The sequence below is a fragment of the Actinacidiphila paucisporea genome (assembly GCF_900142575.1).
Taxonomy (GTDB): Bacteria; Actinomycetota; Actinomycetes; order Streptomycetales; family Streptomycetaceae; genus Actinacidiphila; species Actinacidiphila paucisporea.
Genome location: NZ_FRBI01000009.1, coordinates 205,442 through 231,777, shown reverse-complemented (window position 1 = coordinate 231,777; position 26,336 = coordinate 205,442). Strand labels below are relative to the sequence as shown.

The 26,336-nt window shown below is 69.9% G+C and carries 22 protein-coding genes and 3 pseudogenes; 13 read left to right on the top strand and 12 right to left on the bottom strand.

Annotated elements, in window-relative coordinates; translation table 11 throughout:
* The first annotated feature begins 19 nt into the window (after positions 1–19).
* The 4 genes from BUE44_RS16355 (at position 20) to BUE44_RS16340 (ending at position 2,869) form a co-directional block, all read left to right on the top strand.
* Positions 20–1,414, top strand: a complete 1,395-nt coding sequence (locus BUE44_RS16355; protein WP_079189796.1) for a molybdopterin-dependent oxidoreductase — start codon at positions 20–22, stop codon at positions 1,412–1,414.
* 4 nt (positions 1,415–1,418) lie between these two features.
* A complete protein-coding gene (locus BUE44_RS35835) occupies positions 1,419–1,946 on the top strand; it encodes a hypothetical protein (protein ID WP_079189795.1) in 528 nt (175 codons plus the stop codon).
* 142 nt (positions 1,947–2,088) lie between these two features.
* Positions 2,089–2,253: a sigma-70 family RNA polymerase sigma factor gene (locus tag BUE44_RS37495; RefSeq protein WP_159450264.1), complete on the top strand. Its 165-nt coding sequence runs from the start codon at positions 2,089–2,091 to the stop codon at positions 2,251–2,253.
* 265 nt (positions 2,254–2,518) lie between these two features.
* Positions 2,519–2,869 carry a chaplin gene (locus tag BUE44_RS16340; RefSeq protein WP_073498841.1) on the top strand — a complete coding sequence of 117 codons (351 nt, stop codon included), beginning with the start codon at positions 2,519–2,521 and terminating at the stop codon, positions 2,867–2,869.
* 765 nt (positions 2,870–3,634) lie between these two features.
* Here the strand turns inward: BUE44_RS16340 and BUE44_RS16335 are convergent.
* On the bottom strand, positions 3,635–4,873 hold the full coding sequence (locus tag BUE44_RS16335) for a PQQ-binding-like beta-propeller repeat protein (RefSeq protein ID WP_073498839.1): 1,239 nt from the start codon (positions 4,871–4,873) through the stop codon (positions 3,635–3,637).
* Between the two features lie 180 nt (positions 4,874–5,053).
* On the opposite strand from BUE44_RS16335, the gene BUE44_RS39560 reads away from it, so the two are divergent.
* The gene (locus BUE44_RS39560; RefSeq protein WP_322940199.1) at positions 5,054–5,749 is read left to right on the top strand and encodes an AraC family ligand binding domain-containing protein; all 696 of its coding nucleotides are present in this window, start codon (positions 5,054–5,056) and stop codon (positions 5,747–5,749) included.
* Here BUE44_RS39560 and tpg read toward each other — a convergent pair.
* The 3 genes and pseudogenes from tpg to BUE44_RS16310 form a co-directional block, all read right to left on the bottom strand.
* Positions 5,715–6,272, bottom strand: coding sequence for a telomere-protecting terminal protein Tpg (gene tpg / locus BUE44_RS16320; RefSeq protein WP_073498835.1), 558 nt, complete (start codon positions 6,270–6,272; stop codon positions 5,715–5,717). The genes BUE44_RS39560 and tpg overlap by 35 nt on opposite strands.
* 1,290 nt (positions 6,273–7,562) lie before the next feature.
* Complete coding sequence (locus BUE44_RS16315; protein ID WP_073499026.1) at positions 7,563–8,783, bottom strand: MFS transporter; 1,221 nt, start codon at positions 8,781–8,783, stop codon at positions 7,563–7,565.
* Between the two features lie 145 nt (positions 8,784–8,928).
* A pseudogene (locus BUE44_RS16310) lies at positions 8,929–9,401 on the bottom strand (site-specific integrase); the annotation flags it as partial.
* 302 nt (positions 9,402–9,703) lie between these two features.
* Between BUE44_RS16310 and BUE44_RS16305 the strand changes: the two are divergent.
* The 3 genes from BUE44_RS16305 (at position 9,704) to BUE44_RS16285 (ending at position 12,589) form a co-directional block, all read left to right on the top strand.
* Positions 9,704–10,360, top strand: coding sequence for a formylglycine-generating enzyme family protein (locus BUE44_RS16305; RefSeq protein WP_073498833.1), 657 nt, complete (start codon positions 9,704–9,706; stop codon positions 10,358–10,360).
* Between the two features lie 1,129 nt (positions 10,361–11,489).
* A complete protein-coding gene (locus BUE44_RS16290) occupies positions 11,490–11,711 on the top strand; it encodes a hypothetical protein (RefSeq protein ID WP_073498828.1) in 222 nt (73 codons plus the stop codon).
* Positions 11,712–12,280: 569 nt separating this feature from the next.
* Positions 12,281–12,589, top strand: coding sequence for a hypothetical protein (locus tag BUE44_RS16285; protein WP_073498826.1), 309 nt, complete (start codon positions 12,281–12,283; stop codon positions 12,587–12,589).
* A 234-nt stretch (positions 12,590–12,823) separates the two neighbouring features.
* Here the strand turns inward: BUE44_RS16285 and BUE44_RS16280 are convergent, their stop codons facing one another.
* The 4 genes and pseudogenes from BUE44_RS16280 to BUE44_RS16265 all read right to left on the bottom strand — a co-directional run bounded on the left by BUE44_RS16280 (position 12,824) and on the right by BUE44_RS16265 (position 16,644).
* A complete protein-coding gene (locus BUE44_RS16280) occupies positions 12,824–13,258 on the bottom strand; it encodes a VOC family protein (RefSeq protein ID WP_073498824.1) in 435 nt (144 codons plus the stop codon).
* 1,539 nt (positions 13,259–14,797) lie between these two features.
* Positions 14,798–14,907 (bottom strand): annotated as a pseudogene (locus BUE44_RS37875) (IS5/IS1182 family transposase); the annotation flags it as partial.
* A 76-nt stretch (positions 14,908–14,983) separates the two neighbouring features.
* Entirely contained in the window at positions 14,984–16,030 is a 1,047-nt protein-coding gene (locus tag BUE44_RS16270; protein WP_235002189.1) for a hypothetical protein, read from the bottom strand.
* A gap of 200 nt (positions 16,031–16,230) precedes the next feature.
* Positions 16,231–16,644, bottom strand: a complete 414-nt coding sequence (locus BUE44_RS16265) for a winged helix-turn-helix transcriptional regulator (protein WP_073498821.1) — start codon at positions 16,642–16,644, stop codon at positions 16,231–16,233.
* Positions 16,645–16,744: 100 nt separating this feature from the next.
* Here BUE44_RS16265 and BUE44_RS16260 point away from each other — a divergent pair, with 100 nt between their 5' ends.
* Entirely contained in the window at positions 16,745–17,686 is a 942-nt protein-coding gene (locus BUE44_RS16260) for an NADP-dependent oxidoreductase (RefSeq protein WP_073499021.1), read from the top strand.
* Positions 17,687–17,853: 167 nt separating this feature from the next.
* On the opposite strand, the gene BUE44_RS16255 is transcribed toward BUE44_RS16260, so the two are convergent.
* Positions 17,854–18,837, bottom strand: a complete 984-nt coding sequence (locus BUE44_RS16255; protein WP_073498819.1) for a zinc-dependent alcohol dehydrogenase family protein — start codon at positions 18,835–18,837, stop codon at positions 17,854–17,856.
* 87 nt (positions 18,838–18,924) lie between these two features.
* Between BUE44_RS16255 and BUE44_RS16250 the strand changes: the two genes are divergently transcribed.
* Both BUE44_RS16250 and BUE44_RS16245 read left to right on the top strand, forming a co-directional pair.
* Positions 18,925–19,341, top strand: coding sequence for a winged helix-turn-helix transcriptional regulator (locus BUE44_RS16250; RefSeq protein WP_073498817.1), 417 nt, complete (start codon positions 18,925–18,927; stop codon positions 19,339–19,341).
* Complete coding sequence (locus tag BUE44_RS16245; RefSeq protein ID WP_073498815.1) at positions 19,334–19,873, top strand: GNAT family N-acetyltransferase; 540 nt, start codon at positions 19,334–19,336, stop codon at positions 19,871–19,873. The genes BUE44_RS16250 and BUE44_RS16245 overlap by 8 nt, the downstream gene beginning before the upstream one ends.
* A gap of 154 nt (positions 19,874–20,027) precedes the next feature.
* Here BUE44_RS16245 and BUE44_RS16240 read toward each other — a convergent pair whose 3' ends face one another.
* The 3 genes from BUE44_RS16240 to BUE44_RS38510 form a co-directional block, all read right to left on the bottom strand.
* Positions 20,028–20,804, bottom strand: coding sequence for an alpha/beta hydrolase (locus tag BUE44_RS16240; protein WP_073498813.1), 777 nt, complete (start codon positions 20,802–20,804; stop codon positions 20,028–20,030).
* A gap of 189 nt (positions 20,805–20,993) precedes the next feature.
* Positions 20,994–21,233: a hypothetical protein gene (locus BUE44_RS36465; protein ID WP_073498811.1), complete on the bottom strand. Its 240-nt coding sequence runs from the start codon at positions 21,231–21,233 to the stop codon at positions 20,994–20,996.
* Between the two features lie 205 nt (positions 21,234–21,438).
* Positions 21,439–22,353: a hypothetical protein gene (locus BUE44_RS38510; RefSeq protein WP_235002206.1), complete on the bottom strand. Its 915-nt coding sequence runs from the start codon at positions 22,351–22,353 to the stop codon at positions 21,439–21,441.
* Here BUE44_RS38510 and BUE44_RS38505 point away from each other — a divergent pair.
* Both BUE44_RS38505 and BUE44_RS16220 read left to right on the top strand, forming a co-directional pair.
* Positions 22,321–22,536, top strand: a pseudogene (locus tag BUE44_RS38505) (helix-turn-helix domain-containing protein); the annotation flags it as partial. The gene BUE44_RS38510 and the pseudogene BUE44_RS38505 sit on opposite strands and share 33 nt — an antisense overlap.
* 232 nt (positions 22,537–22,768) lie before the next feature.
* The gene (locus BUE44_RS16220; protein WP_079189791.1) at positions 22,769–26,284 is read left to right on the top strand and encodes a ricin-type beta-trefoil lectin domain protein; all 3,516 of its coding nucleotides are present in this window, start codon (positions 22,769–22,771) and stop codon (positions 26,282–26,284) included.
* Positions 26,285–26,336: the final 52 nt, after the last annotated feature.

Below are 26,336 nucleotides of genomic sequence, written 5' to 3'. Positions count from 1 at the left end.
ACGAGCGAGAGGATTCACCATGGCCCACGACGAGCAGGACGGACCGGCCGACCGCCCTACCGGCAGTACCCGTGCCGGCCCGCCCCGGCGACCGCCGGGATCGCCGGGATCGCCGGGATCGCCGGGACAGCGCACTGCGGCGCTTTTCCGCACCGCACCGCCAGGACCCTTCAGAACCGGCTTCTGGCGCAGCCCGATCCGCGGTCCGTGGCTCACCTCGGTGTTCGGGCTGGTGCTGCTGGCCGGGATCACCATCGAGTTCCTGACCGGCCTGTTCTCGTACGCCGCCTACAACCCCCGCCTCGGCCCGGTCAACGACCAGACACCGGGCAAGGGAATCCTCGGCTTCTACCTCTTCACCTGGCCGACCCATCCCTACTGGCTCTACCGGCTCAACCAAGGCGTGCACGTGACGCTCGGCGTCGTCCTCGTCCCGGTCCTGCTGGCCAAGCTGTGGTCGGTGGTCCCGAAACTCTTCACCTGGCCGCCCACCCGCACACCGGCTCAGGCGATCGAGCGGGTGTCTTTGCTGCTGCTGGTCGGCGGTGCGCTCTTCGAGTTCGCCACCGGCATCCTGAACATCCAGCTGCACTACATCTTCCCGGGCTCCTTCTACACACTGCACTTCTACGGTGCCTGGGTCTTCATCGCGGCCTTCGCCGCCCACGTGGCACTGCGGCTCGGCATCATGTGGCGGGCGCTGCGCGCCATCCGCCTGATCACGGTGCTGCGGACCGACACGGCCCGCACCGAGCCCGAACCACCGGACAGCAGCGGCCTCGTCACCTCCACGCCCTCCCGCCCCACCATGAGCCGGCGCGGCGCGCTGGCCCTGACCGGAGCCGGGGCACTCGTTCTCATGGCCGTCACCGCGGGGCAGAGCATCGGCGGCGCATCGCGCAGGACGGCACTGCTGGCCCCGCACGGACGCAACCCCGGCAGAGGACCCAGCGGCTTCCCCGTCAACAAGACCGCCGCGCAGGTCGGCGTCACCGCCGCCGACATCGGACCGGCATGGCGGCTGCGCGTCCACGGACCCGCCGGCACCCGCACCTTCACCCGGGCAGAACTCCTGGCCATGCCCCAGCACCAGGCGGCACTGCCGATCGCGTGCGTCGAGGGATGGTCCGCCGACGACCAGCAGTGGTCCGGTCTGCGCCTCGCTGACCTGGCGGCCCTCGCAGGCATGCCCCACGCGGCCAGCGTCGAGGTGCAGTCCGTCCAGCGCGGAGGCGCCTTCAGCACGGTGCTGCTGGCCGCCAACCAGATCCGCAACCCCCTGTCACTGCTCGCGCTGCACGTCAACGGCGCCGACCTGTCAGCCGACCACGGCTTCCCCGCACGGGTGATCGTCCCCGCCTGCCCCGGCGTCAACAACACCAAGTGGGTCAGCGACCTCACCTTCAGGAAGTGAGCCGATGAACCGCCTGCACCGGCGTCTCCTGCGCTCCTACGGAGCCCGCCCCGTCCATCTCCTCGCGATGGCGGGCTGCCTCGCACTCGCGGCCTACGCCGCCCTCCAGCTCCTGGCCGGTCGCACCCTTGCCGTGGCCGCATGGTTCGTGGGCGCCGCTCTCGTACACGACCTGGTACTGGTCCCCCTGTACTCGACAGCCGACCTCACCGCCCGGCGGACACTCGGCCGCGGCCACACCGGCACGACGCCTTACCTCAACCACCTGCGTGTACCGGTGTACCTCTCCGGCCTGCTGCTGCTCGTCTGGTATCCCCTGATCCTCCGCCGCTCCCAGCCCTACCGGGGAGACACCGCGCTGAGCGAAGACGTCTTCCTCACACACTGGCTGCTGATCACCGCGGCCCTCTTCGCCGCGTCCGCCGCCCACCTGGCACTGCGCGGCCTGCTCCAGCGGCTCCGGCGCCCGCCCCGCCCGCCGGCGGGAGACACCGCCAAACGGCCCGCACCGCCACCGGGCGGCGCGTCATGACAGCGGGCGAGGCGCCGCGGGCAGGAATCTCCCGAAGCCTGGCGAGAGCGCATGGCTCGCCGGGGGCGCTGCGTTCGCCCGGCGCGTGTTCCCGTCGTGCTGTTCGCCGAGGGCGACGGGATGCCTGTGCTCCCCTTCGACCGTGAGGTCAGAGCTGCCCCGCGGGGGGCCGAGCGCCTCTTCGATCTACGACGGGCTGGGCTGCGACGAGGTTGCCCGCCCCCTGCCGGTTCCGCAGAACACGATCAGGCCCCGGCTGCACGACGTACTGATCCGGCTGCGGGCCTGCCTGGGGGTGATGTCGTGAACGACGCGGCAGTCCTCACGTCGGCGGGTGCGTACGCCCCGCACACCTACGCGGGACAGTGACCACAGGCCGCCTGCTCCCCGCAGCACCGTCGGGACAGATCGCCGCAGCCACACCCGCCGCCGGCGCCCATCGGGGTCGGATTCTCAGCCGGACGGGTGACGTCCGCGGGTTGAACCGAATTTCATAGGTCGCGGCAGCGAAGCTCGCATGACGGTCGGCAGTTACGGACACCGCCGACGGATCCCACGACTCTGGAGAAACGATGAAAGCAATCTGCAGGGGTGCCACGCTGACAGCGCTGGCCGCAGGAATCCTGCTGGCTGCCGGCGGTGCCGCCGCCGCCAGCTCCAACGCCACCGGAGCCGCGTTCGGCTCACCCGGCGTTCTGTCCGGCAACGTCGTCCAGATCCCGATCGACGTTCCGGTCAACGCCTGCGGCAACTCGATCAACCTGCTCGGCATCCTCAATCCCTCCTTCGGCAACGTTTGCGCCAACGTCAGCTCCCACAAGAGCTCCCGGCACGAGAAGGCCGGCAAGGAACACAAGAACTCTCACGCCGAGGCAGGCACCCTCAGCAACACGCGCGGCACCCACCCGGGCAACCGCAAGTGACGTCCAGCCGTCCCAGCAGGTCGTTCCGGTTGTTCGGGAGTGCCAACTCAATGGCTCAGTCTGGTTGTTGAGGTTCAGGTGGTGGGGGCCAGCCGGCCCTCGAAAGCGCTGCGGGAAAGTGCCCGCGGGCCCGGACGGCCTTGATCATCCACGCGCTGACGGACTCGATGGCGTCCATCGAGCCGATGACCGTGCCGATCTCGACGTCGGGGGCAGGCCAGGAAGTAGCCAAACTCCGCCCGGCCGTTCTCCCACGAACTGATGACGCCGGGTACTTCTTCCCCACGTGTCCTGGAACTCTCCGAAGTGTTCAACTGCCGCGCTCTCGATCGGTGCGGTGCAGACGGCCTGAGACTGGACCCGCCCGGCAACGCATGCCTCTGCTTTCATGTCCTCAGGCCGCCGGCAGGGGCCGACCTCTCAGACATTCGTGAGCCAAGAGCTCTCCGTTATGGGCTTGCCGCAGCACCAGCCTGGCCCGGTGGAGGTCGGCGGGGCCAGGCCTGGAGCCTCCCGTCCGCGTCGTACTCGCGGGGCAGGTCGGGGTCTCGTCGAAGTCCGCTGTGTCGCAGGAGCGGGTCGTTGAGGAGTGCACCGGGAGCTCCTGCCGTCTGCCGAGCATGCCGGTCAGCGCCTGGAGCGATTCGCGTCAGGTCCCGGTAGGTGCCGACGTCATGGCCTTCCCAGCCGGCACCGGTCAGCGAGTCGCGGTAGGAGGAGGTGGGTATCGGCGGACTGTGGCAACGCACGCGCGAGACGCGCCGTTCATCCCCCGGCTGCCTGGTAGACGGTGACCGAGTGCGACAGGTCGTCGTAGACCAGGCCGTAGCCCGCGGTGACCAGGAAGGGCGAGTCGTCCAGGCCCGTGGTGGCGCGTAGGTCCTTGCCGGTCCTGGCGTCGAGCGTCATCGGGTCGTGCCCGACGCCGTAGACCACGCCGTGCCAGGCCGCCGTCACGCCCGGCGCCTCGCGGTGCGCGGCCGCGTCCGGCAGCTGCCACAGCACCTGGTGGGTGTGGACGTCGAAGGCCCAGGCCAGTCCGGTGACGTCGGAGCCGGTGCCGAAGCAGACGGTGGTGTCCCTGCCGTCGTAGTCGCAGCCCCGCAGCGAGGTGTCACCGGAGTCAAAGACCGCCTTGCCGGTGGCCGGGTCGATCAGCAGGTCGTGCTCCGTGCCCATGGCCAGCGTCAGCCCCGGTCCCGCGTCCGCGATCAGCGGATGGCCGAGGCCGAGATTGCGCTTCCACAGCTCGTGCCCGTCGGATACGGACAGCCCCGCGAAGTCGCCGTCGTCACGGGCCCCGTCGACCGCGGATCCGTCCAGGTCGGCGGCCTTCAGGTCGTTGTCGGTCCACAGCACCTTGCCAGTACGGGTGTCGAGGAGCACGGACATCGGCGGCGTCTCCGAGTAGCCCTGCGAGGCGACGGTGACCAGGACGTGCTCGGCGTCCATATCGATGATCTCGGGCACCGGGTCGTCCTGGGCGAGCAGCATGTCGCTGTCGTCGTTCTCGGCGCCGCCGATGTCCTGCGTCCACAGCGTCTTCCCGCTCACCGCGTCGAAGCCGACGACGACGTTCGCGGCCCGGTCCTCGGCGGTGCCGGTCCCCGCGATGTCGGTGCGGAAGGCGCCGGCCACGATCCCGCCGCCGAAGCGCGGCGCGCTCACCAGTGTGTCGGCGTCGGGGACCCGAGTACGCCAGGCGGTTCCGCCGTCCGCCAGCCGCAGGCCGGTGACGCCGACGAGCTTGGTGTCGTACGCGTACGCGCGTCCGTCGCCGACCGTCATGACCTCGTCGATATCCTGGTTGCGCACCGACGAGAACCAGTTCCCCTGGAGGACCGAGGCGTGGTCGGGCGCGAAGGCCTGCGGCGGGTCCTGGAACTTCACCTGCGGCTCGGCGCCGCCGTGCGCGCCCGGGGACGTGTCGACGGGGGGCGCCGACACCGGGTCTCCGCTGCAGGCCGCCACGGCGCCGACCACGGCGACCGCCGCGGCGGTCATGCGAAACCAGCGCGCTAACCGATACGTCCTCATGAGCACCACATCCTTGCAGACTCCCATCCCGGGGGTGAGCGAACGGTCGATGTCCGCCACGGCTTTCGCACGGCGACGGGCGCTGCTACCACCGGCCCCGGCCGCCACCGGCGGGCGGGGCCTCGAGCGGGCTCAGGTCTGGAGGCGATGCACGCACGTTTCCGGGAACACGTGTATCCGGTGCGCAGCCACGACTCGTACTCCTTCGGCATCACCGATGCCGGCGCCCAGCGTTTCCGATGCCGGGGCGCCGCCCACACCAGCGGCGCCGGGATGGTGATGGCCTTCAACCCGGAAAGAGGCGCACGACGGGCAGAAGGCCGCCGAGATCGGCTACCAGTACCGCATCGTGCATCTCGGGCCCGAACTGGTGCGCCACGTGCTCGCCGACACCTCGTCCAGACCCTGCGCGGCCACCGCGCCGAACCGGGCCTGTCAGACGGCGATCGACGGCTCCACCCGGCCCGTCGGCCGCGGCCGGGCGATGACAGCGGACCTGCGGGCGCTGTGCCCGCGCGAGAACGGGGACCAGGCTGTGGTGCGCCCGCTAGCACCCGACCCTGGCCCGCGCCGTCGGCGGCCTTCGTGATCCGCCGGCCCCGGATCGCCTGGGTGGCGGGTGGCCCGGCATCATCTCGGCAGGGGCCGTGCTGTTCCAGTTCCTGGGCGAAGCCTTCCGGGATGTTGCACGCCATGCGCGTGATAGGGATCGGCGCGACGCGGACTAAAGTCCCGGTGCATCATGACAGCGTCACTTCCCGGCAGCTCGGATGCCGGGAAGGGACGCTGTCGTATCGGACCAGCCGGATCAAAAGTCCAGCTCGATGTAGTCGATGTCGGTGAACTCCACTTCGAGGTCGTGGGCGCGGCGACCGCGGTCCTTGGAGTAGATCTCCTGCAGACCCTCAGCGGCGATGTTCTGCAGCTGCTGCTCGGTAGCACCGGCGGCCTGCGCAGCGAACAGCCTCGTGGCGTAAGTCGGGGGCAGGTGCTGGGTGATGCGGCGCATCCGCCCGTCATCCGTCGACCCGGGCGCGGCGGTGAACCCGAACCGGGTCCGGGTCTCGATCACGATGCCGCCGCGCGAGGCGGCGTGCTTCTTCGCCCGCTGATGGATGCGGGGCTGCCAGTCCTTGCGGACCTCGCGCTCCAGGCGGGCCGCCAGGTCCTTCCGCGGCCGCCGCAGCGTACCCTTGACGTACCGCTCCACCGTGCGCTGCGTGACCCCGAGCCGGGCGGCCACCGCGCGGGTGGAGCCCTTCTCCGCCTTCAGTAGGAACCGCATCTGTGCCTGCGCGGACTTCGGGATGGGCAGCGTCGCGGTGTTCGCGGCCGCCCGCTGGAGCACGTCTTCGACCTCGCCCACGGCCTACTCCCCGTCGTCCAGCGTGTCGTCGCCCTCGTACCGGGCCGGGTTGTGCTGCTGGGCGCGAGATCCCACTCCACATGGGATGTGGGGTGGGATCTGCCCGCTCCGGCATCCGGGTGAGGACTTCGTACTACTTCCTACGCACGTTGTAGACGATGCCCCACACGACCGCGACGACAACGATGACTATGCCGAACCCCCAGCCGGCGAGAGGACCTCCACCTTGGATGATCACAGGGCCTGCTATGTGATGAATCGCCATATCGGGTCTCCAGATCTCAGGAATCATCTTCGGAGAAGACGCTTTTCAGGTGGTCTCGCTGTCGAATTTGGACGAGGCCTGGTTACCTATAGATGTCCCAAGCATGGCGCAGGGAACGGCCCCTGCTCCCTCGGTTAGGGACGTGCACGCTGAGGCCGTGAGCGCTCCGAAGGTGTAACCCACAAGTTGCTCATCTTCCCCCCAAGGAAGTGACATCCCGACAGCCGCTTCGGCGCCGGGAGAGCCACAACCTGTCACGGCCGAGGAGCCCGCACCACAGCACTTAATCGAACACGCGTTCCCATGAACGATATCTAGCCAGAGTGATGCATTCCGATTCGCCCCTGACCGCCTCCGCCTTCCGCACGAAAGGGGCAGAACCCGCAGAGGCCCTGATCAGAACCGGAGCAATGTTGCGACCGAAACCCGCCAGTTCCCTCTGGTCGGGTATCCGCGGAGCGCCGCGCGGTCCTGCCTTCGCTTGCTAGGAAATCGTTGCCTCGCGGCAAGGTTTTTGCATGCAGCCCATGTCTCCGGCCGCGGTCAGCCGCAGTTCGGTCCCCTGGAGGTGACATGGGTCACGTGGATATGCCGGAGGCCATGGCGACACCATGTCCGAGCCAGCACCCCGCCGTGTCCCGGGAGTCGACCTTGTGCCCCACGTGCTGACCATCGCGGCCATCGACGCTGCCGCCTGGACCGTTCTGTCCGTCCCGCTGGGCATCCTCATCGGCCGCCGCCCGCGCCACGCATCCCCAGGACCCCGCCACTACGGCCCCACCGCCGTGCGGACACCCGCCACACCCGCAACCATCCCCGACCCCACGCCGCACACACACTCTGTGGCGGAGCAGGAAGAACTCCCGGCCCGCCTACTCGGCTCGACGGCTCGCTGACCTGCCCAGCTGGGCCATCTCACACCGCATCAGAGCGAGCGTCAGGATACCCCTGGGAGCGTCATTTCAGCGTCAAGTTACAGCCCGGCGCGACTGGTCGCGCCCGCCGCTCGCACCGCCGTGGGAACTCTATGCGTTGGCCGCCTGGATGCGGACGGCTCGGGCGCGGACCACGAAGGGCCGGGAGAAGACGGTGATGGCGATGGAGATGGCGGCCACAGAGGTGATGGCCGTGCCAGAAGTGAAGTGCTGGGCAATGCCGCCAGCGATCGCGGCTCCGATACCTTGCCACGTCATCCGGCCGGCGGACTCAACTCCCTGGACTTGGCCACGGACCGGATCAGGGGTCAACTCCAGAAGCTGCTCCTGGAGAGGCAGGGCGGCAGCGAAGCCGGCACTGGGGATGAACACCGCGGCTGTCGCCACCAGCACGGGCGGGTGGACGGCGAACAGCAGGTAGGGGGCGGCGAGCAGCAGTCGCAGGGCGAATGCGTAGCGGCGCCGCTGCTCGGCAGTGAACAGCCGCCCGACCGCAAGGTCCCCGAGGAGCATGCCTGCCGATCCGGCGGCCAGGAGGGTGCCGGCGTGATGGGGGGCGTAGGAGATGAACAGGGCCTCGCAGCCGACGATCAGGCCGTTGGGGACCCACAGGTTCAGCAGCAGCACGCGCCGGCCGGAGTGGGAGAAAAGCTCGATGTTCGTCGTCCAGGTCTGGCGCAGTCCAGGGCGACGGGTCAGACGGATCGAGCGTTCCCGGACCGTCACTGCCACAGTGATCGATCCACCGCCGGTCAGGGCTGTCGCGACGGTGAAGACCTCCTGCGGGCTCAGGTACCGCAGCAGTACGGCGCCGATGGCGTAGCCGAGGATGGCCATGCCTCCCGAGGTGATGTTCATCAGCGAAAGTGCCAGTGCATAGGTGGAGGTCTGCACCACCTCGGCGAGCAGCCCCATCCGTGCGCCCGTTCCCAGGGACTGGAAGAACCCCGGTACAAGGAGCAGACCGAACCGGGCGGCGAGCGGCAGCCCTGGAACCGCCTGTGCGGCAACACCTACGAGCGAGACGCACTGGAGCGCGACGAGGGTCCGGCGAGGGCGGCTTCCGTCGGCGACCGACATCACCGTCAGCGCACCGAGTACCGTCGCGAAGGTGGCGCCGTACATACTCACAGCGGTCAGGAACGGGGACTTGGTCTGCTGGTTGACCAGCGTGCCGAGCGCGAAGCCCGACAAGGTGGTCGCGGCGACCGTCAGTGTGAAGCTGGCGTACAGGCCGACGAATTCACGGTTGCGGAGCAGGCCACGGTAGGAGGTGGGAGGTGTGCGGGGGGCAGATGTGTCAGAAGGCAGGAAAAAAGCCTCCGCGCGCACCCAACCTGGCACGCCGAAGGCCGACTTGTGGATTCTGTCAAGTGCCCCAGTCCTCACCACGGCCCGCATCGGACCGGTGGAGACGCGGACGCGGATACGCTTCGGCCTCGGCAGCACCGCACCTTCACCGGCGGCTGTCGCCAGGTGCGAGCAGACTGGTCAGTTCCGAGATCGCCTCCGAGGACGGCTTGAAGTAACGGCGGAGGTTCTCCGGCTTCTTGTGCATCGACTTCGCCATCGGCATCAGCGGGGAGGCGCCCAGGTGGGCAGGGGTGCAGGGGTGCAGGGGTGCAGGGGTGCAGGGGTGCAGGGGTGCAGGGGGTATGACGGTACTCGTGCAGGTCTCAGCCCGTTCCCGGCCGGCGCGCGGCGGTGTACTCGTCGAGCCGAGGTCCAGGTCTTCGATGTTCACGGCGAGGATCTCCTCCACGCGGGCGGCGGTCTCGAAGAGCATCCGCCACAGCGCCTTCTCCCGCAGGTGGACCTGGCGCCGGGCGATGAGCCGATCCACGACCAGCTTCGAGCGGGCCGGGTCTCGGAGTCCGGTACCGACAGCCGCTTCGTCCAGGCCGGGACCGCCGGGCCGTCGTAGCCGTACGACGGTGGTGGTCGCTGCTGCGGTCGGTGCGGTGACGTCACTGGCAGGAGAACGCCGCGACAGGCCGGGACCAGTGCCCGGGCCCCCTCGATGCGATCCGGCGGCGTGCTTCGTTCTCGGTGCGGGCCTGGCGCTGGCGCTGCTGCCACCTCTGTATGCGCCGTTCCACGAATTCAGGTCAACGGCGACCGAGGACCCGTCGCCGCCCGCTCCGCCGGACCTTCGGCGGTGGGTGGTCGACCGGAGCGCCGGGAGGAGGCCGATAGGGTGAACTTTTGTGGATTCGGGAGCAGGGAACGAGATGGTCGCCGTTCCGTCGGGACGGGTGACGCTGTCGGACCGGCGGACGCGGAGCAGTTGGCCGGTCGAGGTCGCGCCGTTTGAGATGTCGGCATTCCCGGTTACGCAGTCCTGTTACGCACGCATCACCGGCCGGCGGCCGAGTGGCGTCCAGGGCGAGCGGCTCCCTGTGGAGGGCGTTTCGTGGTGGGACGCGGTCGAGTTCTGCAACATGGTGTCTCGGCGCGAGGGGCTGTCGCCTGCGTATCACCTCCGCGTCGATGCCGAGATGGCCGAATGGGACACCTCCGCGGACGGGTACCGGCTGCCGACCGAGGCCGAATGGGAGCACGCCTGTCGTGCAGGGACTACCGGCCCGCGGTACGGCCCGCTCGACGAGGTCGCCTGGCACCAGGGCAACTCTGACGCGCGGATCCATTCTGTCGGCGGCAAGCAGCCCAACGCCTTGGGCCTGTACGACATGCTGGGCAATGTGTGGGACTGGTGCTGGGACGTCTACGACGCCGAGGTGTACGGCGACTACCGCGTGCTCCGGGGTGGCGGATGGGCCGACGAGCACTGGAGCTGCCGGGCGTCGGTGCGGCGGCGCAGCCACCCGACCTTCCGGATCGACGACGTAGGATTCCGCGTCGCGCGCTCCACGCAGCATCTTCGCTGATGACAGCCGCATTCGGAAACGGCCAGCGGAACCACCCGACACCGAATCCGCCGCTCGCCGCGCCCCGCTTGGCGAGTTCGCTCAGGCCACCGTGGCGATGCACCGCGCCGACCTCCAGGTCGCCGTGCAGCCCGCCCTCGCCCAGGCCAGCACCGCGCGGCGCCACCCCGCGCCGGCCCCGGCCAGAGCTTCCCGTCCCCATAGACAGGCGAGCCCAGGGCCCACTCACGTTCCGATCAACACGCCCTGATCGAACGGTCTCGACTCCTTCGCACGACCGTCGGCCACGGCGGACGGTCAAGAGGATGGGCACGAGCCCGGCGGCGCCGCGTGCCTAGGCGATTCGAGCACGGGGCACGGAGAGGTCAGGAGGAACACGAGAGCGTCCCCGCCACCCTCCCGCACGAAGCGGGGAGGCCGAGCGTCAGGACGCCAGCGCTTCGCGCGCTGCGGCCATGAAGGCTGCCTCCGCATCTCCAGATGCTCGTTCACCTCCACATCCCCGATCTCCCGCCAGACAACCTGATTCAACGCGTGGCCGTAGGCGCGGACAGGCTCCTGCAACGACTCGTCGCACAACAGCATCACGTTGCCCGATGCCGTCCACAACGAGACCATGACGGTCTGTTCCGTGAACGGGACGGTTGCTGCACGGCGGCCAGCGTCGCTCCGCGAGTTGGCGGATCAGGTCGTCCAGGGGTGCGGGAATCGCGACGGGGACTCGCCCGAGGTTTCGGGGCGAGCGTGTCGCCCCGATCGATGAGGCGCAGTACGAGACGCCACGGCTGGAGGGCAACGCGCGCGCAGTGGCCCGGAGTGTCCCGGTGCCGGTACCGGATCCTGGCCTCCGCCTGCGGCGCCCTCGTCATTGAGGGCGACACCACCGAAACGGGTGGGGAGGCTATGAAGGACAAGGCACGTTGGTCCTCCGAGCCCGGTGATCTGGCCGAGCTCGTCGATGCGGCCACCGACGCGGATCGGCCGACCGAGAACCAGTACCTCTGACCTCGCGGTGCCCCGCCCCGGGACGGGCACCGGCTTCCCCTTGGCCCCTGCTCGGCGATGCGGATCGCCGTGCCCGAGTACCCTCTGCGCTGCGACGTGCGGCGCGCTGAAAGCACCACCGGGCTTGCTCGCCCAACCGCATATCAGCGGAACCGGCTCCCGGCCGTACCTGCCCGCCGCCTGGTCGCCCGCGCCCGCGCCCGCCACGGCTGCCGCGCACCCATCCAAGCCGCGCCAATTCGTCTACGCCTACATCACCAGCCTCGACGGCCACGTGTTCGTGATCGACACGATGACCAACAGCGTCCTGGGGATCGCGACCACCACCGTCGGGGGGTGGCCCTGACCAGGTGGCGGTCACCCCGGACGGCACCGGCCTCCACGTGACCAACGCCTTCAAGTACGTGTCGGCGGTCAACATCGCGAAGAGGAGCGCCACGAACATCCCCTTCGACAACAGCGAGCTCACTCCCGACATCCTCTACGGGGAAGCGATCGCTCCCGACGGCAAGCACACCTACGTGGCCGTCCAGAACCCCTTCCACGGGGACAAGGTGTCGGTGATCGACACCGCCACCCACCAGGTCTCCGACACCATCCAGCTCAGCCGGCCCCACCAGCACGCTTCTCGCCGACGACTGGCCACGCCCTCCGCCACGCTGGCTTTCGTGGTGGTGTCCGGCAGACGGGTCCGCGCCCGAAAGTCGGCGCGGATGATTTCGGGTTCATGCCAACGGTTGTTGCAGCGGCACTGGATCCAGACGTTGCGCGGACCAGGCGATCACGTGTCTGGGCCGGACGACTGGTGGCGCCCGCGCTCGCCGCGGCGGGTCGTGGCACCGCGCACCACTCTGCCGCGTCGGCACAGGACACCGCGGCCGTCGCCCTCGCCAAGCGTGCGGCGCACGCGGATCAGTGCTCTGCCACGGCACCCCCGAGAGGGGTCCGGGGGGCGGCGGGAAAGGCAAGAGCCTCGTACCGTTCATCCCGGACCGCCTCCTGCTGCTGGAGTTCTTCATCGGCGGTGACAAGATCGTCGAGCCGGAGGGGTCGATGACCGGCTGCCAAACAGTCGGCGACGGCGACCACCAGCGGTGGGTCGGGACATCGGATGTCGGCACGACGGTGATGGGTCTGCTGCCGGCCGGCCCCCACGGCGACACTCTTGGCACCTACCGCCCGGGCGACCGGACTTTCAACCTGCGCGGTTCCGAAGACAGCTGAGACGACTCCTCCTTCTCCTACGGAGCCGGCGGCCATGACCCGGTCCACGGTTACTGGAACGGTGACACGGTTGACATCGTCGGCGCCTTCCCGCCTGAGAGGCGACGGCGTGCGCCACGCAATGCACGGCGTCGTCCGCTTACACGACCTCGCTCTCATGGGATAACCCCGCCGCGTGCGGACCCGCGAGATCCAGGACAGACGGCTCCCCCAGCTCGCAGTCTCGGAGGAGGCTCAGTCGAGGCAGAACTCGTTGCCCTCAAGGTCCTGCATCACGATGCAGGATTCGTTCTCACCGTCGGCACGCATCGTTCGCACATGCACCGCGCCGAGCGCGACCAGTCGTGCGCACTCGGCCTCGAGTGTGGCAAGGCGCTCCTCACCCATGAGTCCGGTACCGGCCCGCACATCGAGATGCAACCGGTTCTTGACGACCTTGCCTTCGGGAACTCGCTGGAAGAGAAGGCGCGGACCCACACCCGAGGGATCAGTGCACGCGAAGTAGATCACCTGCTCCTCGGGCGGCAGCGAGCGGTGGTACTCCTCCCACGTGGCAGAACCCTCAGGGACCGTCGGTACGACGTACCCCAGCACCTCGCACCAGAAAGCGGCGAGGCGCGCAGGTTCAGCGCAGTCGAAGGTCACTTGAAACTGCTTGATCGCTGACATCGGCGCACCCTACCAAGGGTTCTCTGCTGCCCTTTCCCCAGGTGGATCCGCGTGCCGTCGAGATGTCGACCCAGTCCCGCCGAAACCTGGTGCGGATCGGACACCACGGCAGCGGTTCGCATCGGTACGCCGGGAGGTGCGGGTGCCGATCCCGGCCGGGGAACCGCGGGGGCTGCCGCGACAGTGGAGATCAGCAGCCGCGTGGGCGGGAAGTTGGCGGGATCGTATCGCGCCGTGACGGTTGGGAGGCGGCGCGGGAATTCCGGGCCGGGCGGGGCCCGTTCCGTGGATCACGGGAGGCCCCGGATTCATCGTCTCCAGGCTCACCGAGTGCCCCAGCGGGTTCTGCGATGCCAACTCGTCCGTGGCCCGCCGGAGTTCCGCGTCGTGTCAGGGCCTCCCATTCCTCCGTGTCGGCCCGCGCGACGTCGGCGTCCAGGGCATGGCGGCGGGTCTCGATGTCCAAGGACAATCTCACCGGCGTTCGCTATGGCGCTGCATGAGCTGATTGCCGCCCCAGCCCCCAGCGACAGCCGCTCCGGAGGCCACGGCCCACGTGACGGTAGGCGGCGCGCCCAGGGTGGAGAGGACCAATCCCACCACGCCGAACGCCGTCACCGCCCCTGCAGTAAACACCCAGAATCGAAGCCGCTGAGCAAGCCAAGGCTCCTGTGTCACCGATCCGCCCCTCCCGTCATGGGCCGGATGCACGTCGCAGGCGCCCTGTAGGTGCCCGCTTACCCGTGAAATCGGAAGGGACGGGCCCGAAGGGTGTTCGGACGGTCCCGCCGACGGGATCGCACCGCGTCGTATCGAGCGTCCGGCGCAGTGTGCTGTGCGCATCCGCAGCGAGAACCCCCGCTGGGGTGGCGGCCGGCCCCTGTCAGCGGCGGCCTGATCCGGCTGGAAGGTGAGTCACCGAGATCGTTTGGCGTCGTTTGTCCGGTAGCGTCCCAGTACGCCGATGGACAGTGCCGATGCGGCCATCAGCCCGAGCACGAGCGAACTCGAACCAGCGCTGTGCTCCCGCCCCCGGATACGGAATCCGGCCGGCAGGACAACGACTCAGAACAGCGCGACTTGTATCCACCTGATGGCCACGGCCCGCTGGCCGTGACCATGAGCGTTGCCGTCTCTTTTGCGCACCGGGGCTCCTCTGCATCTTCCCTGCGCCGATTGTTCTGGTTACGGGAAGCCATCGAGACGGCCCGGCCCGGTGGACCGCGTGGTTGGCCGGCTGCCGGGTTGGCGAGGTGAGGTGCTCCTTGATGAGCTGAGCATCGGGAAATCCGCGTGGCACCGCCAGCATTGGCCGTCGCTCACGAACAGGCTCACCGAGGAGACTGTCGCGGTGACGGGCAGCCGGTTGGCCAGATCCGCGAGTCACCTTGTTCCGCAGCTTGACCGTGGGGAACGTCGGTCTCAGGTCCGGGGAGGCTGAACTGCAGCTGTTGCGCGGCTTCTTGCGATCGGCTACCGGCGGCCTGACCTTCCCGTCCGTCGCCCGCCGCGCTATAGGGGCCGGCGAGCCGGTCAGCGACGCTGCCACACGCCGGCCTCGTTCCAGTCCCGTCCCGCAGACGGCGCCGGCAGGTCATCCCGGATCCGAACCCGAGTTCCCGCGGCAGGCGCTCCCGCTGGATGCCGGTGTCACGGCGAGGCTCCCGCGACCAGCCCAACGCCCAACGCGCAAGGCGGTGTCAGCCTCTGTAACCCCCCCCCACGTCACTGCATGATCAAGGCCGGCGAATGGGACGGCGTGCCGACGCAGTAGTAGATCTGCAGGGAGTAGCCGCGGCCGATGCTCACCTGGGTGGGGTCCCACAGGTTCCCGTACGGCTGGTCCGGTGGCCTCTCGGCGCCCTTCGCGCATTCGAGGGGAATCCAGCTGTCGCTCCCGTCCCACTCGTTGCTGTCCACCGTGAGCAGCGCGTCCGAGGGGCCGCCGCATTCGGGGCAGCGCAGTTCGTCGTCGTCCGGCTCCGGCGGCTCGCGGAAGGTGAAGTGGGTGGGCCATCCGCCGGCTTTCCAGCCGGGAGCGACGGACAGGTCGGTCCAGTAGGTGCCCCCCGACCGCTGCTCGTCCCACGCCAGCAACCGTGCCGCGAGGTCCTCATCGAGACTGTGGTACGGGGGGAACTCCCGCACTGCTTCCGGATGGAGGACGCACGGCACGGGCACGAAATCCACGACGGCGACGTAGGCCGGCTCCGGCGGCGCGGCCAGCACGTCCCGTACCTCCGCGCACCGCCGCCACCTCAGTTGCACCGGGGAGGAATCGCGACTCGGCACGTAGGTCGTCGCCCAGAGGACCTGCAGCAGGTCCGTGCCCTCGGGGAAGGCGAGCCCCGGCACGTCCCGGGCGTAAAGCTGGGCAAGCGGAATCATCGGCTGCGGCCCGGACGGCAGCGACTCGTGGTCAAGTCCCGTATTGATCCGGCGCAGCGTCTCCTGCTCGTCCTCGGTCAGCACCTCGCCCGGCCCGTGGGGCGGTGCGGACGACCGCGCCAGCAGGGCCCGCCGGAGATGGATGTCCCGCAGCGCGTTCGCCTCCCAGTGAGGAATGGGCGCCATCTCGTACTCCGGCCAGGGCTCGTCCGCCGGCCACAGCAGCGGCCCGCCCACCGAGCTGTCGTGGACGGTCGGCTCGCCCGGCACCGGGTGCAACCGGAACGCCGTCCTGGCGAGACCCGCCAACTCCGGGAACACCCCGGTGATGTCCAACGGGCGCGGCGGTGTCGTACGCGTCATGCCCTCCCCCTCTCTGGCCATGGCCGAATCACAACACATGGCACGGACATCGCCTCGTGGGCGCAGGCGGGTACGGGTCCAAGGGGATGTCGGGGAGGTGCGTCGGGGTCCGCCGGCCCGACGCTCACAGGTCGAGGGGCAGGCCGGTGCCCGCGAGGCAACCGTCGACGACCTCCGGTCGGTACTGCAGCATCGTCAGCTTGCGCTTCCCGCAGGGGCGGTCAGGCCGTGACCGGCTGTACCTCCTCGGCGGCCCGGGCGTCGTAGACGTCGCGGGCGTCCAGGACGGCGTTGATGTTCTCCTCGGACCAGACGCGGATCGCGCGCATCAGCTCGGTGACGTTCTCGCCCAGCCCGGTGGCCGCGTATTGGACCTTCGGCGGAATGGTCGGATAGACCGTGCGGGTGACCAGGCCGTCGCGCTCCAGGGTGCGCAGGGTCTGGGTGAGCATCTTCTGGGTGATGCCCTCCAGGCGGCGGCGCAGTTCGCCGAAGCGCAGCGGGCCGCCGGCCAGTGCGCCCATGACCAGCATGGTCCACTTGTTGGCGAGCACGTCCAGGATCTGGCGGGAGGGGCAGGCAGCCAGGTAGGCGTCCGCGCCACCGTGAAAGCGCAGGTTGTCAGTAGTACCCATGAGGTACCTATATACCTTTGAAGTGCCTTCTGTTCAACGGGTACCGACCTGTCGAGGATGGGGACATCCCCAGCGACCCTGCGAACAGGAGTGCATGACCATGCGTGCGATCACCCAGAAGTCCTTCGGCGGCCCGGATGTCCTGGAACTCGTCGACGACGCGCCCGAGCCGGCACCTGGACCGACCCACGTGCTGGTCCGGGTCAGGGCCACGAGCGTCAACCCCGTGGAACTCTTCATCCGCTCCGGCGACTTCCCGATGCTGGGCGAGCCGCCCTTCGTCCTGGGATGGGACGTCTCGGGGGTGGTGGAGCAGGTCGATCCGGGTGTGCACCGGTTCGAGGTGGGCGACGAGGTCTACGGCCTGCCGTATTTCCCCGGCGCGGCAGGTGCGAACGCCGAGTACCTGGTGGCCCCCGCACGGCAGCTGGCCCGCAAGCCGGCGGGGATCAGCCACGAGGAGGCCGCAGCGCTGCCGCTGGTCGGCCTCACCGCCTGGCACGCGCTGGTCGAGATAGCGCAACTGCGGGCGGGGCAACGGGTACTGATCCACGGTGCGGGCGGCGGGCTCGGGCACGTGGCGGTGCAGCTGGCCAAGCACCTCGGCGCGGAGGTGATCGGCACGGCGAGCGCCGCCAAGCACGACTTCCTGCGCGGGCTGGGCGCGGACCAGCTCATCGACTACCGGAGCCAGGACTACAGCGAGGTGCTCCGGGACGCGCCGGTGGACGTGGTGCTGGAGACCCTGGGCGGCGGGAACGCCGAGCGCTCCTTCGGGGTACTGCGGCAGGGCGGGGTGCTGGTGACGGCAGTGGAGCGGCTCAGCACCACCCTGCCAGAACTGGCCGAGAAGTCGGGCGTACGCTTCGCCGCGGTCGGCGTGGAACCGGACGCTGCCGGTCTGGAGGCACTGGCCGACCTCGTGGAGGCGGGGAAGCTCCGGGTGCACCTGCAGCAGACGTTTCCGCTGGAGAAGCTCGCCGAGGCGCACCGGATACTTGCCGCCGGCGGCGTTCAGGGCAAGATCGCCATCACTGTCTGAGGAGCCCTCAGGAGCCTGCCGATCGCGTACGGTTCGGCCCGGACCACCTTCGATCAGGCCTTGCGGCGCTGCTGTCCACCTGGGTGGACAGCAGCGCCGCAAGGCCGTCGTGCGGTCCGGCGGACACGGCCCTGACCGGCGGCAGCAGCGAACTGCAAGGGGGGTTACTAGACCGCGACGACGATCTTCTTCCCGGCGTGGAGCCCCTTCTCAAGGTGGCGGTGTGCCTCAACGACGTCGTTGAGGGCGAACACCTTGTCGATGGCGGGCCGCAGAGCACCGAGGCGTACACCGGCGTTCAGGAAGGCCGCCATGCGTTTCACCACGACGCCGTCGAGGGAGTGCTCGAAGCTCCGGTAGCTGAAGATCGTGAGCGGCGTGCTTCTCGGGAAGGGTGTGGGCCTGGGGTCCAGGAAGCCCGCGGCGACCAGCGTTCCGCCGGGGCGGGCCGCCTTCAGGAGGTCCTGCTGGCCGGGGCCCATGACGATGTCGAGGACGATGTCAGCGCCGTTCCCGCCGGTGTGGTGGCGGACGGCCTGGACGACGTCCATGTTGTCGGTGGCGATGACCGTGGCGGCGCCGGCGGCGAGCAGGTCGTCCGTCCTCGCGGCGTGCCGGGTGACGGCGATGGGCACGGCGCCGATCTGGTGGGCGATCTGCATGGCCGCCCGGCCGACGGCGCTGGACGCAGCGGTGATGAGGACCTGGTCGCCGGGCCGCATGCCCGCCTTCTCGACAAGCGCGCCGTAGGCGGTGGAGTACGCGACCCAGACCGCCGCCGCCTCGGTGATGCCGAGCCCGGACGGCCGGGCGATGACCTGGCTAGCGGGGACCGTGGTGTATTCGGCGTAGCTGCCCCTGGCGCTCGCGTCAGGAACGGCTGTGAGAATGACCGGGTCGCCGATCTCCAGCCCGCTGGTCTCGGGGCCCAGCGCGTCGATGACGCCGGTTCCTTCGACGCCGAGGCGAGCGTGCGGCAGGGGGACGGTTACGGGCGAGGTACCGGAACGCACCATCTGGTCGAGCGGGTTGACGGCGAACGCTTCGATTCTGACCCGTACCTCGCCGGCGACGGGCTCGACGACCGGCTCCTCGACGACGCGCATGACATCCGGCCCGCCGAACTCATCGAACACGACGACTCGTGGCATGGTGACTCCTCCGCATGTGCTGCTGGTTTCGTTGCTCGCGGAAGACGTTACGGAGCGGCGCGTTACCTCCTGGTACCTTCGATTCCCATGCAGAACGTTGGTGGACCAGCCTTCCTCGCCGACTGCCCCACGCGCCTGGCGGTCGAGATCATCGCCGACAAATGGGCCGTGCTCGTGCTCTTCGGGCTCAGCCGTCAGCCCCGCAGGCACGGTGAGATCATCGACCTCGTCGGCGGCATCTCGCGCAAGGTCCTCACCCAGACGCTGCGCCGGCTCCAGCAGTACGGCCTGGTCGAACGCAGTGAGGAAGCGCCACGGCGGGTCGAGTACAGCCTCACCGACCTCGGCCGGACCCTCATCGAGCCCATCGAGGTCCTGACGAACTGGGCGAGGGACTACGGCCAGGCCGTCGTCGACTTCCAGGAGGCGGCGGAGGCCGCTCCTTCTGAGAGAAAAAAGATTGCCTCCGGGTCGGGGCCCCTGTTGGCTGGGCAGCATGGCTGAACTGCGTACCGATCGCCTCGTCCTGCGTCGATGGCGTGAATCCGACCTCGAACCGTGGGCGGCGATGAATGCCGATCCCGAGGTTCGGGAGCATTTGGGCGACCTGCTGACCCGTGAGCAGAGCGATGCCTCCGTGGCGCGGTTCCAGGCCGAGTTCGACCGGCGAGGTTACGGGTGGTGGGCGGTTGAGGTGGAGGCCAGGGGCGAGTTCATCGGCTTCGCGGGCTTGGACGAGGTGGACGACTACATGCCGTTCACCGGAGTGGAGATCGGCTGGCGGCTCGCCCGCCCGGCCTGGGGCCAGGGCTACGCCACCGAGGCTGCGCTGACCGTCCTGGCCCACGGCTTCGACACTCTGGAGCTTCCTGAGATCCTCGCTGTCACAACAGCCACCAACCTCCGTTCGCAGGCGGTGATGCGCCGGATCGGCATGACCCGGGATCCGGCCGACGACTTCGACGACCCCACCGAGTCCGAAGGGCCGCTGCGTCCGAACGTGCTGTACCGCATCGCCCGCAGTGCGAGGATCTGACGTTCTTCGCCGATGCGGGACCGGCCGGGACGCGCTCGACGGTGCTTGCCCGCCGAGCGGCCCGGTCGACGTCAGCGCACTCACGCCCGGGTCCGGGCTCCGCGACGGTACGCGGAGCCGGGACCTCTCCTCGGTGAGCGGTATGCCGACTGCGTCAGCTGCCTTGTCCCGCCGATCTGACGGCCCGGCCTGATGTCAGGTGCCGTGCGAAGAACTGGATCGCGGCGTCCCCGGCGAACTGCGGGACGCCGGTGTGACCGCCCATGTTGGCCTGCAGGGACTTCTCCTGGGACCCGAAAGCGTCGAACAGGTCCAGAGCAGCCTGCCGGTCGTTGCCTTCGTCGTCCCACTGCAGCAGCACATGCAGCGGAATGGTGACCTGCCGGGCTTCCTCGAACATGACGCGAGGCACGAGACTCCCCGCGAACAGACCGGCGGCGACGATGCGCGGCTCGACCACCGCGAGCCGGATGCCGAGGGAGATCACTCCCCCCGAGTATCCGACAGGACCGCCGATCTCGGGCAGCGACAGGAAGGCGTCCAGTGCGGCCTGCCACTCCGGAACCGCCTTGTCGACCAGCGGGAGGACAAGGGCGTCGACGATCCCGTCGCTGACCGGCTCGCCGGCCTGCATCGTCCGGCGCAGGTCGGCGCGGGCCTGGTCAAGGGCGGGCCAACCGGGCCGGTCGCCGCTTCCGGGGAGCTCGATGGTGGCCGCGGCGAAACCCTCCGCTGCGGATTGCCGGGCCCGGGCCGCCAGTCGGGCGTACATCTTGCGCAGGCCGAGCGGGGGGTGGCCGAGCAGGATCAGTGGCACCGGCGCGGAAAGGGAAGCGGCTTCGGGCGTCCACAGGATGCCGGGGATCTCACCGAGGGTGAAGGCGCGTTCGAGGACGCCGTCGTCGAGGCGTTGCTCGGAAGTGACATGCATGGTCGTGCCTTTCGGGAGTGCACCAGAACGGCGCTCCCGGACGACCTGTCTATCGCCCGACCGCGACCCCGGAGGGGAGCACCCATGTCGATACTGCGTTCACAGGTACCACCTCCTCGCTCTCCCGCACGGCCTGCCGGAAATGTACCAGCGGTCGGTTCCCGCCCGCCAAACGGTTTTCGCGCGGTGTCACGGCGGCCCGGCGGCGCTTGCCCGCCGGAGGTCTCCCGACTGCGGGGTCAGGCGGTTCGAGGGGCCGTCCCCGCGGGCGCCGTCGAGCAGGCCGGCTCGCGGGATCTCCTCGACGGAGTCGGGCGTTCCGGTGGTGGGGACGCCCGGGCGGGCCGCCGCCGCGACGGCCGCGCGGGCCTGCGGGTCGGCCGCGGGTCCCCAGCCGCACAGGTCGGGGACGAGGTGGGGCGGCACCACCAGCCGGGGACGGGCGCCTCGTGCCAGGTCAAGGCGCCGCCGCTCTGCACGGCGGGGGCGATGCCGAAGCGCGTCATCGCGGCGAGCACCGGCGGGTGGTGCCCGTCCTCGGGGTAGGCGGTATGCCTGTCGTCGCGGGCCCGGAGCGCGGCGAGCGCATGGCGGGCCGCCGCGGGGTCCAGGGTCACCCGACGGGGCGGGCGGCTCAGACGGCGCCGAGCAGCAGCGACGTGGCGACGCCCAACTCCCCCATGGCCTGCGTGAGGTGGAAGCAGGGCGTCCCGTCGGCCAGCCGCCGTAGCAGCCGCGTCCGGCGTTCGGTGTCCGTACGGGGGTACCAGGCAGCCAGGTAGGGATCGTACTTCGTCGCGGTCTCCTCGACGTGCGCGCTCACTGCCCGGTGGGCCTCCCCCGGGGACAGCCGGGTGAGCGTCGGCCGCTCGGCCTCGGAGTCGAAGCGGGCCAGCACGACGGCGTCGACCCGGCTCTCGGGCAGCAGGGACCGCCCGGTGACGCGGGCGAGTTCCGCGCAGCGGACCCAGACCGACCCGGGCAGGTCCGTGCCGGCGTCGGAGCGGATCGCCTCCACGGTGTGGTGGCGGCCGCGGAAGGCGTTCGCCGGGTGGCTGGAGTCCGACAGGAGGGTCATCAGGTCCGGCTCGTCCCGGGCCAGGGCCAGCAGGGCGTCGGTGCGGACGTTCACCGTGCGCGGGGAACCGTAGCCGGTCAGGGCGGTGGGGAGCCCGTCGGCGTCGGTGAGGACGAGGTCGTCGTTGGAGACGAAGTCGGCACCGCCGTTGAGCAGGGCGCTGAGGATGCCGGAGGTCTTCCCCGAGCGCTTGTGGCCGAGGAAGGCGATGCCCGCGCGCCCGGCCCTGACCAGCCCGCCGTGCAGGAAGAGCTCTCCCCGCTCGTAGGCCTGCCACCGCAGCAGGTACCGCACCGAACGCAGCAGTTGCTGGACGGTCCACCGCTGCGCCTCGGCCGGCAGGGCGAGTTGCCGGTGGGTGTCGTCGACCCACGCCACGCGGTCGGGTTCGTACTCCGAGTGCAGCACGACCCGCTGCCAGTCCGCGCCGGCCGGCGCGGAGCCGCGGTCGCCGCCTGGATCCGCGCCCAACGCCTGGAACGCGCACGCCGCGACCTGGCGGACCCCGCGCTGCGCACGATGCCGGTCCACGTGATCGCGGCCCGCTGGGGCATGCCCAGCGCCTCGGACTTCAGCCGGTCCTTCCGTGCCGCGTACGGGCTCTCACCGAGTGAGCACCGGCACCAGGCCCTGAACGGGCACGGAACGCCGTAGGGCAGGACGACCACCGACCCGACCGGCGACGAGGCTGCCGCGGCGCCGGCGGACCCGGACGGTGCGGCCGGGTCCGATCAGGATGCAGGCACGGCGGGCTTGAGCGCACCCGGCCGTGTTCGGGGTATTGACGGGGTTTTACCGCGTACCTACGGTCTGGAGAGCGCTCGCCGAGATTGCCTTCGCAGGCGTGAACCGTCCTGTTGATAACGTTGTCAAGGGAAGGTCGTGCATGTCCCCCCACCGCTTACTCCCCCTGCGGCGCCTGCTCTCCGCCGTGGGCGGTCTCCTGCTGCTGTCCGCCGCCGTGACCGGTGTGGCCGCCGCCCCGGCCGCCCAAGCCGCGACCACCACCGTCCTCGACGGCAACGCGCGTTTCGAGGTGCTCAGCCCGACTCTGGTGCGACTGGAGTACGCCGGCGACGGCATCTTCCAGGACGGCACCACGTTCAACGCCGTCAACCGGGCCTTCCCCACACCCGCTTACACCACGGATGTGACGTCCGACGGCTACCGGGAGATCAAGACCAGCGGCTTGACGCTGCGCTATCGGCAGGGCAGCGGGCCGTTCACCGCGTCGAACCTGGCTGTCACGCTGACCGGCACCGGGGTGAATGCCAAGCCGGCCTTCCCCTCGTACTGCGCCGTGGGCACCGCCTGCGAGGCGGAGAACGACCTGTTCACCGGCCGGGCCGCTGTCGCTTACGACCACAGCGGGCACAGCGGGTCGGGTTTCGTCGCCGGCTTCGAGCAGACCGGCGCCGGGCTCGCACAGGACGTCTCGGCCGTCCCCTCCAGCGGCAACTACCGGCTCCAGGTGCGCTACTCCAACGGCGGCGGCAGCACGGCGACCCTGTCCAGCACGGTCAACGGCGCGAGCGGCCCAGCATTGAGCTTCCCGGCGACCTCGTCGTGGGACTCCTGGTCCACCCTGTCCGCCACGGTCAGTCTCGCCGCGGGCACCGACGCGCTGTCGCTGGTGCAGAAGGCCACCGACACCGGCCGCGTCAACATCGACTCGCTGGCCGTCACCCCGGTCGCCACCACGACCTATCCGGCCGCGTCGACCGCGCTCACCACCACCGGTTACGGCGCCGGGCCGACCAGCGTCCTCGGCGGCTGGTACCGGTCCCTGGACAACCCGGCGGCCCTGCCCGTCGCCGAGCACCCCGGAATCCTGGACCGCGACGGCTGGTACCTGCTGGACGACACCCGCACCGCGCTGCTCAGCGCCGACCACAGCGTGACCGACCGGCCCTCGCACGGCTCCCAGCCGTACCAGGACGGCTACTTCTTCGGCTACGGACAGGACTACAAGCAGGGCCTGTCCGACCTCAACGCGCTGACCGGCGGCACGAACCTGCTGCCGCAGTCCGCGTACGGGGTCTGGTACTCGCGCTACTACGCCTACTCGGCCGCCGACTACGAGAACACCCTGCTGCCGAAGTTCCGCAGCACCAACACGCCGATCGACTGGCTGGTGGTGGACACCGACTGGAAGGCGCCGAGCAGCTGGAACGGCTGGAACTGGAACACCGGACAGTTCCCCGACCCGCAGAGCTTCCTCAACTGGACCAAGCAGCAGAGCCTGTCGGTGGCGATGAACATCCACCCGACGATCGACCAGAACGACCCCAAGTTCGCGGCCACCAACAGCGCCGCCGGCGGCTTGGCCCTGGACGGCGGAACCACCTACAAGTTCGACTGGTCCAACCCCAGGCAGCTCGCCGCCTACCTCTCCCTGCACCAACCCTTCGAGCAGCAGGGCACCCGCGAGTGGTGGCTGGACGCCTGCTGCGACTCCTCCAGCGCCTCCGACCCGCACATCGCCGCGGACAACCTGATCAACCAGGCGTACGCCGACGACGCGGCCGCCAGAGGGCTGCGCGGCTTCTCCTTCGCCCGCATTGGCGCCTCCACGCCCAACGGCTACGCCGGCAACTACCCCGTCGGCCCCTGGTCCGAGCGCCGCAACAGCCTCCAGTTCACCGGCGACACCCCGGCCACCTGGGACATGCTCGCGTACGAGACCCGCTTCACCGCCGACGAGGCCGCCGCCGGACTGAGCAACGTCAGCCACGACATCGGCAGCTTCCACGGCGGCCACCTCGCCGACGACCTGTACGCCCGCTGGCTGCAGTTCGGCACCTTCCAGCCGGTCGACCGGCTGCACTCCGACCACGGCGACCGGCTGCCGTGGAACTACACCGGCGCCGCCGCGGCCAGCGCCGAGTCCTCGCTGCGGCTGCGCGAGGCCCTGGTGCCCTACACCTACACTCTGGCCCAGCAGGCGAACGCCACCGGCGTCCCGATCGTGCGGCCGATGTACCTGGACTACCCGGCGCAGGACGCCGCCTACACCGCCACCGGCGAGTACCTGTACGGCGACAACGTTCTCGTCGCGCCCATCACCTCGCCGAACGACGCGAGCGGCAACGGATCGGCCTCGGTGTGGGTGCCGCCGGGCAGCTGGACCGACTACTTCACCGGCCGCACCTACACCGGCCCGGCCACCGTGACCATCACCGACCCGCTCTCCCAGATGCCGGTACTGATCAAGGCCGGCGGGATCCTGCCCACCCGCACGGACTACGTCGACAACCAGGCCCAGAGCCCCCTCACCAAGCTCACCGTAAACGTCGCCGCCGGCGCCGACGGCGCCTTCGCGCTCTACTCCGACGCCGGCGAGGGCGCCGGTTACCGCAGCGGTCAGTCGACCTCGGCGCCGCTGTCCTGGAACGATGCCGCCCGCGCCTTGACCATCGGCGCCCAGAGCGGCGGCTACAGCGGCGCACCCACTTCCCGGGCCTACACGCTGCGGCTGTCGAACTCCGCGGCACCCACCGCCGTCTCCGTCGACGGCGTCCAGGTACCCGAGACCGACTGGTCGTGGAACACCAACCGCCGCACCGTCACCGTCACCACCGCGGCGCTGTCCCTCGGCACGGCCCATACCGTCGCCCTGACCGGCAGCGCCACCGCCAACCCCACCGTCGGCGAGGTGATCGGCGCCGGCGGGCAGTGCCTGGACGTCAACGGCGGCAACACCGCCGACGGCACCACCCTCCAGCTATGGGGCTGCAACCACACCGCCGCCCAGACGTTCGCCCGCCCCGCCGACGGCACCCTGCGCGTGCTCGGCAAGTGCGTGGCCGTCACTGGCGGCGCCACAGGCAACAACGCGCAGGTCAGCCTGGCCGGATGCACCGGAGCCTCGTCCCAGACCTGGACCCACCGGACGACCGGGGCCCTGGTCAACACCGCCTCGGGCCGCTGCCTCGACGTACCCGGCGGCACCACCGCACCCGGCGCGGTACAACTCCAGATCTACGACTGCAACGCCTCGGCCGGACAGGTGTGGAAGCTGCCGCCGGCTGCGCTGACCGGACCCGCCGGGCTGTGCGCCGACATCAGCAACGCCGACCCGGCCACCGGCACACCCGCGCAACTCGCCGGCTGCAACGCAACCGACGCCCAGCGCTTCTCCGCACCCGGGGACCAGACCCTGCACGTGCTCGGCAAGTGCCTGGACGTAGCGGCCGGTGCCACCGCCAACGGCACCCCCACCCAGCTGTGGGACTGCAACGGCACCGGCGCCCAGACCTGGACAAGCCGCGCGGACGGCACCTTGTACAACCCCCAGTCCGGCCGCTGCCTGGACGACAAGGACAACCGGCAGCAGTCCGGCGACATCCTCCAGATCTGGGACTGCAACAACACCACCGCACAGCGCTTCACCCTCGGCTGACGCCGTTCGGGGGGTGGCGGCCTCCACAGCGAGGCCGCTACTCCCCACCGTC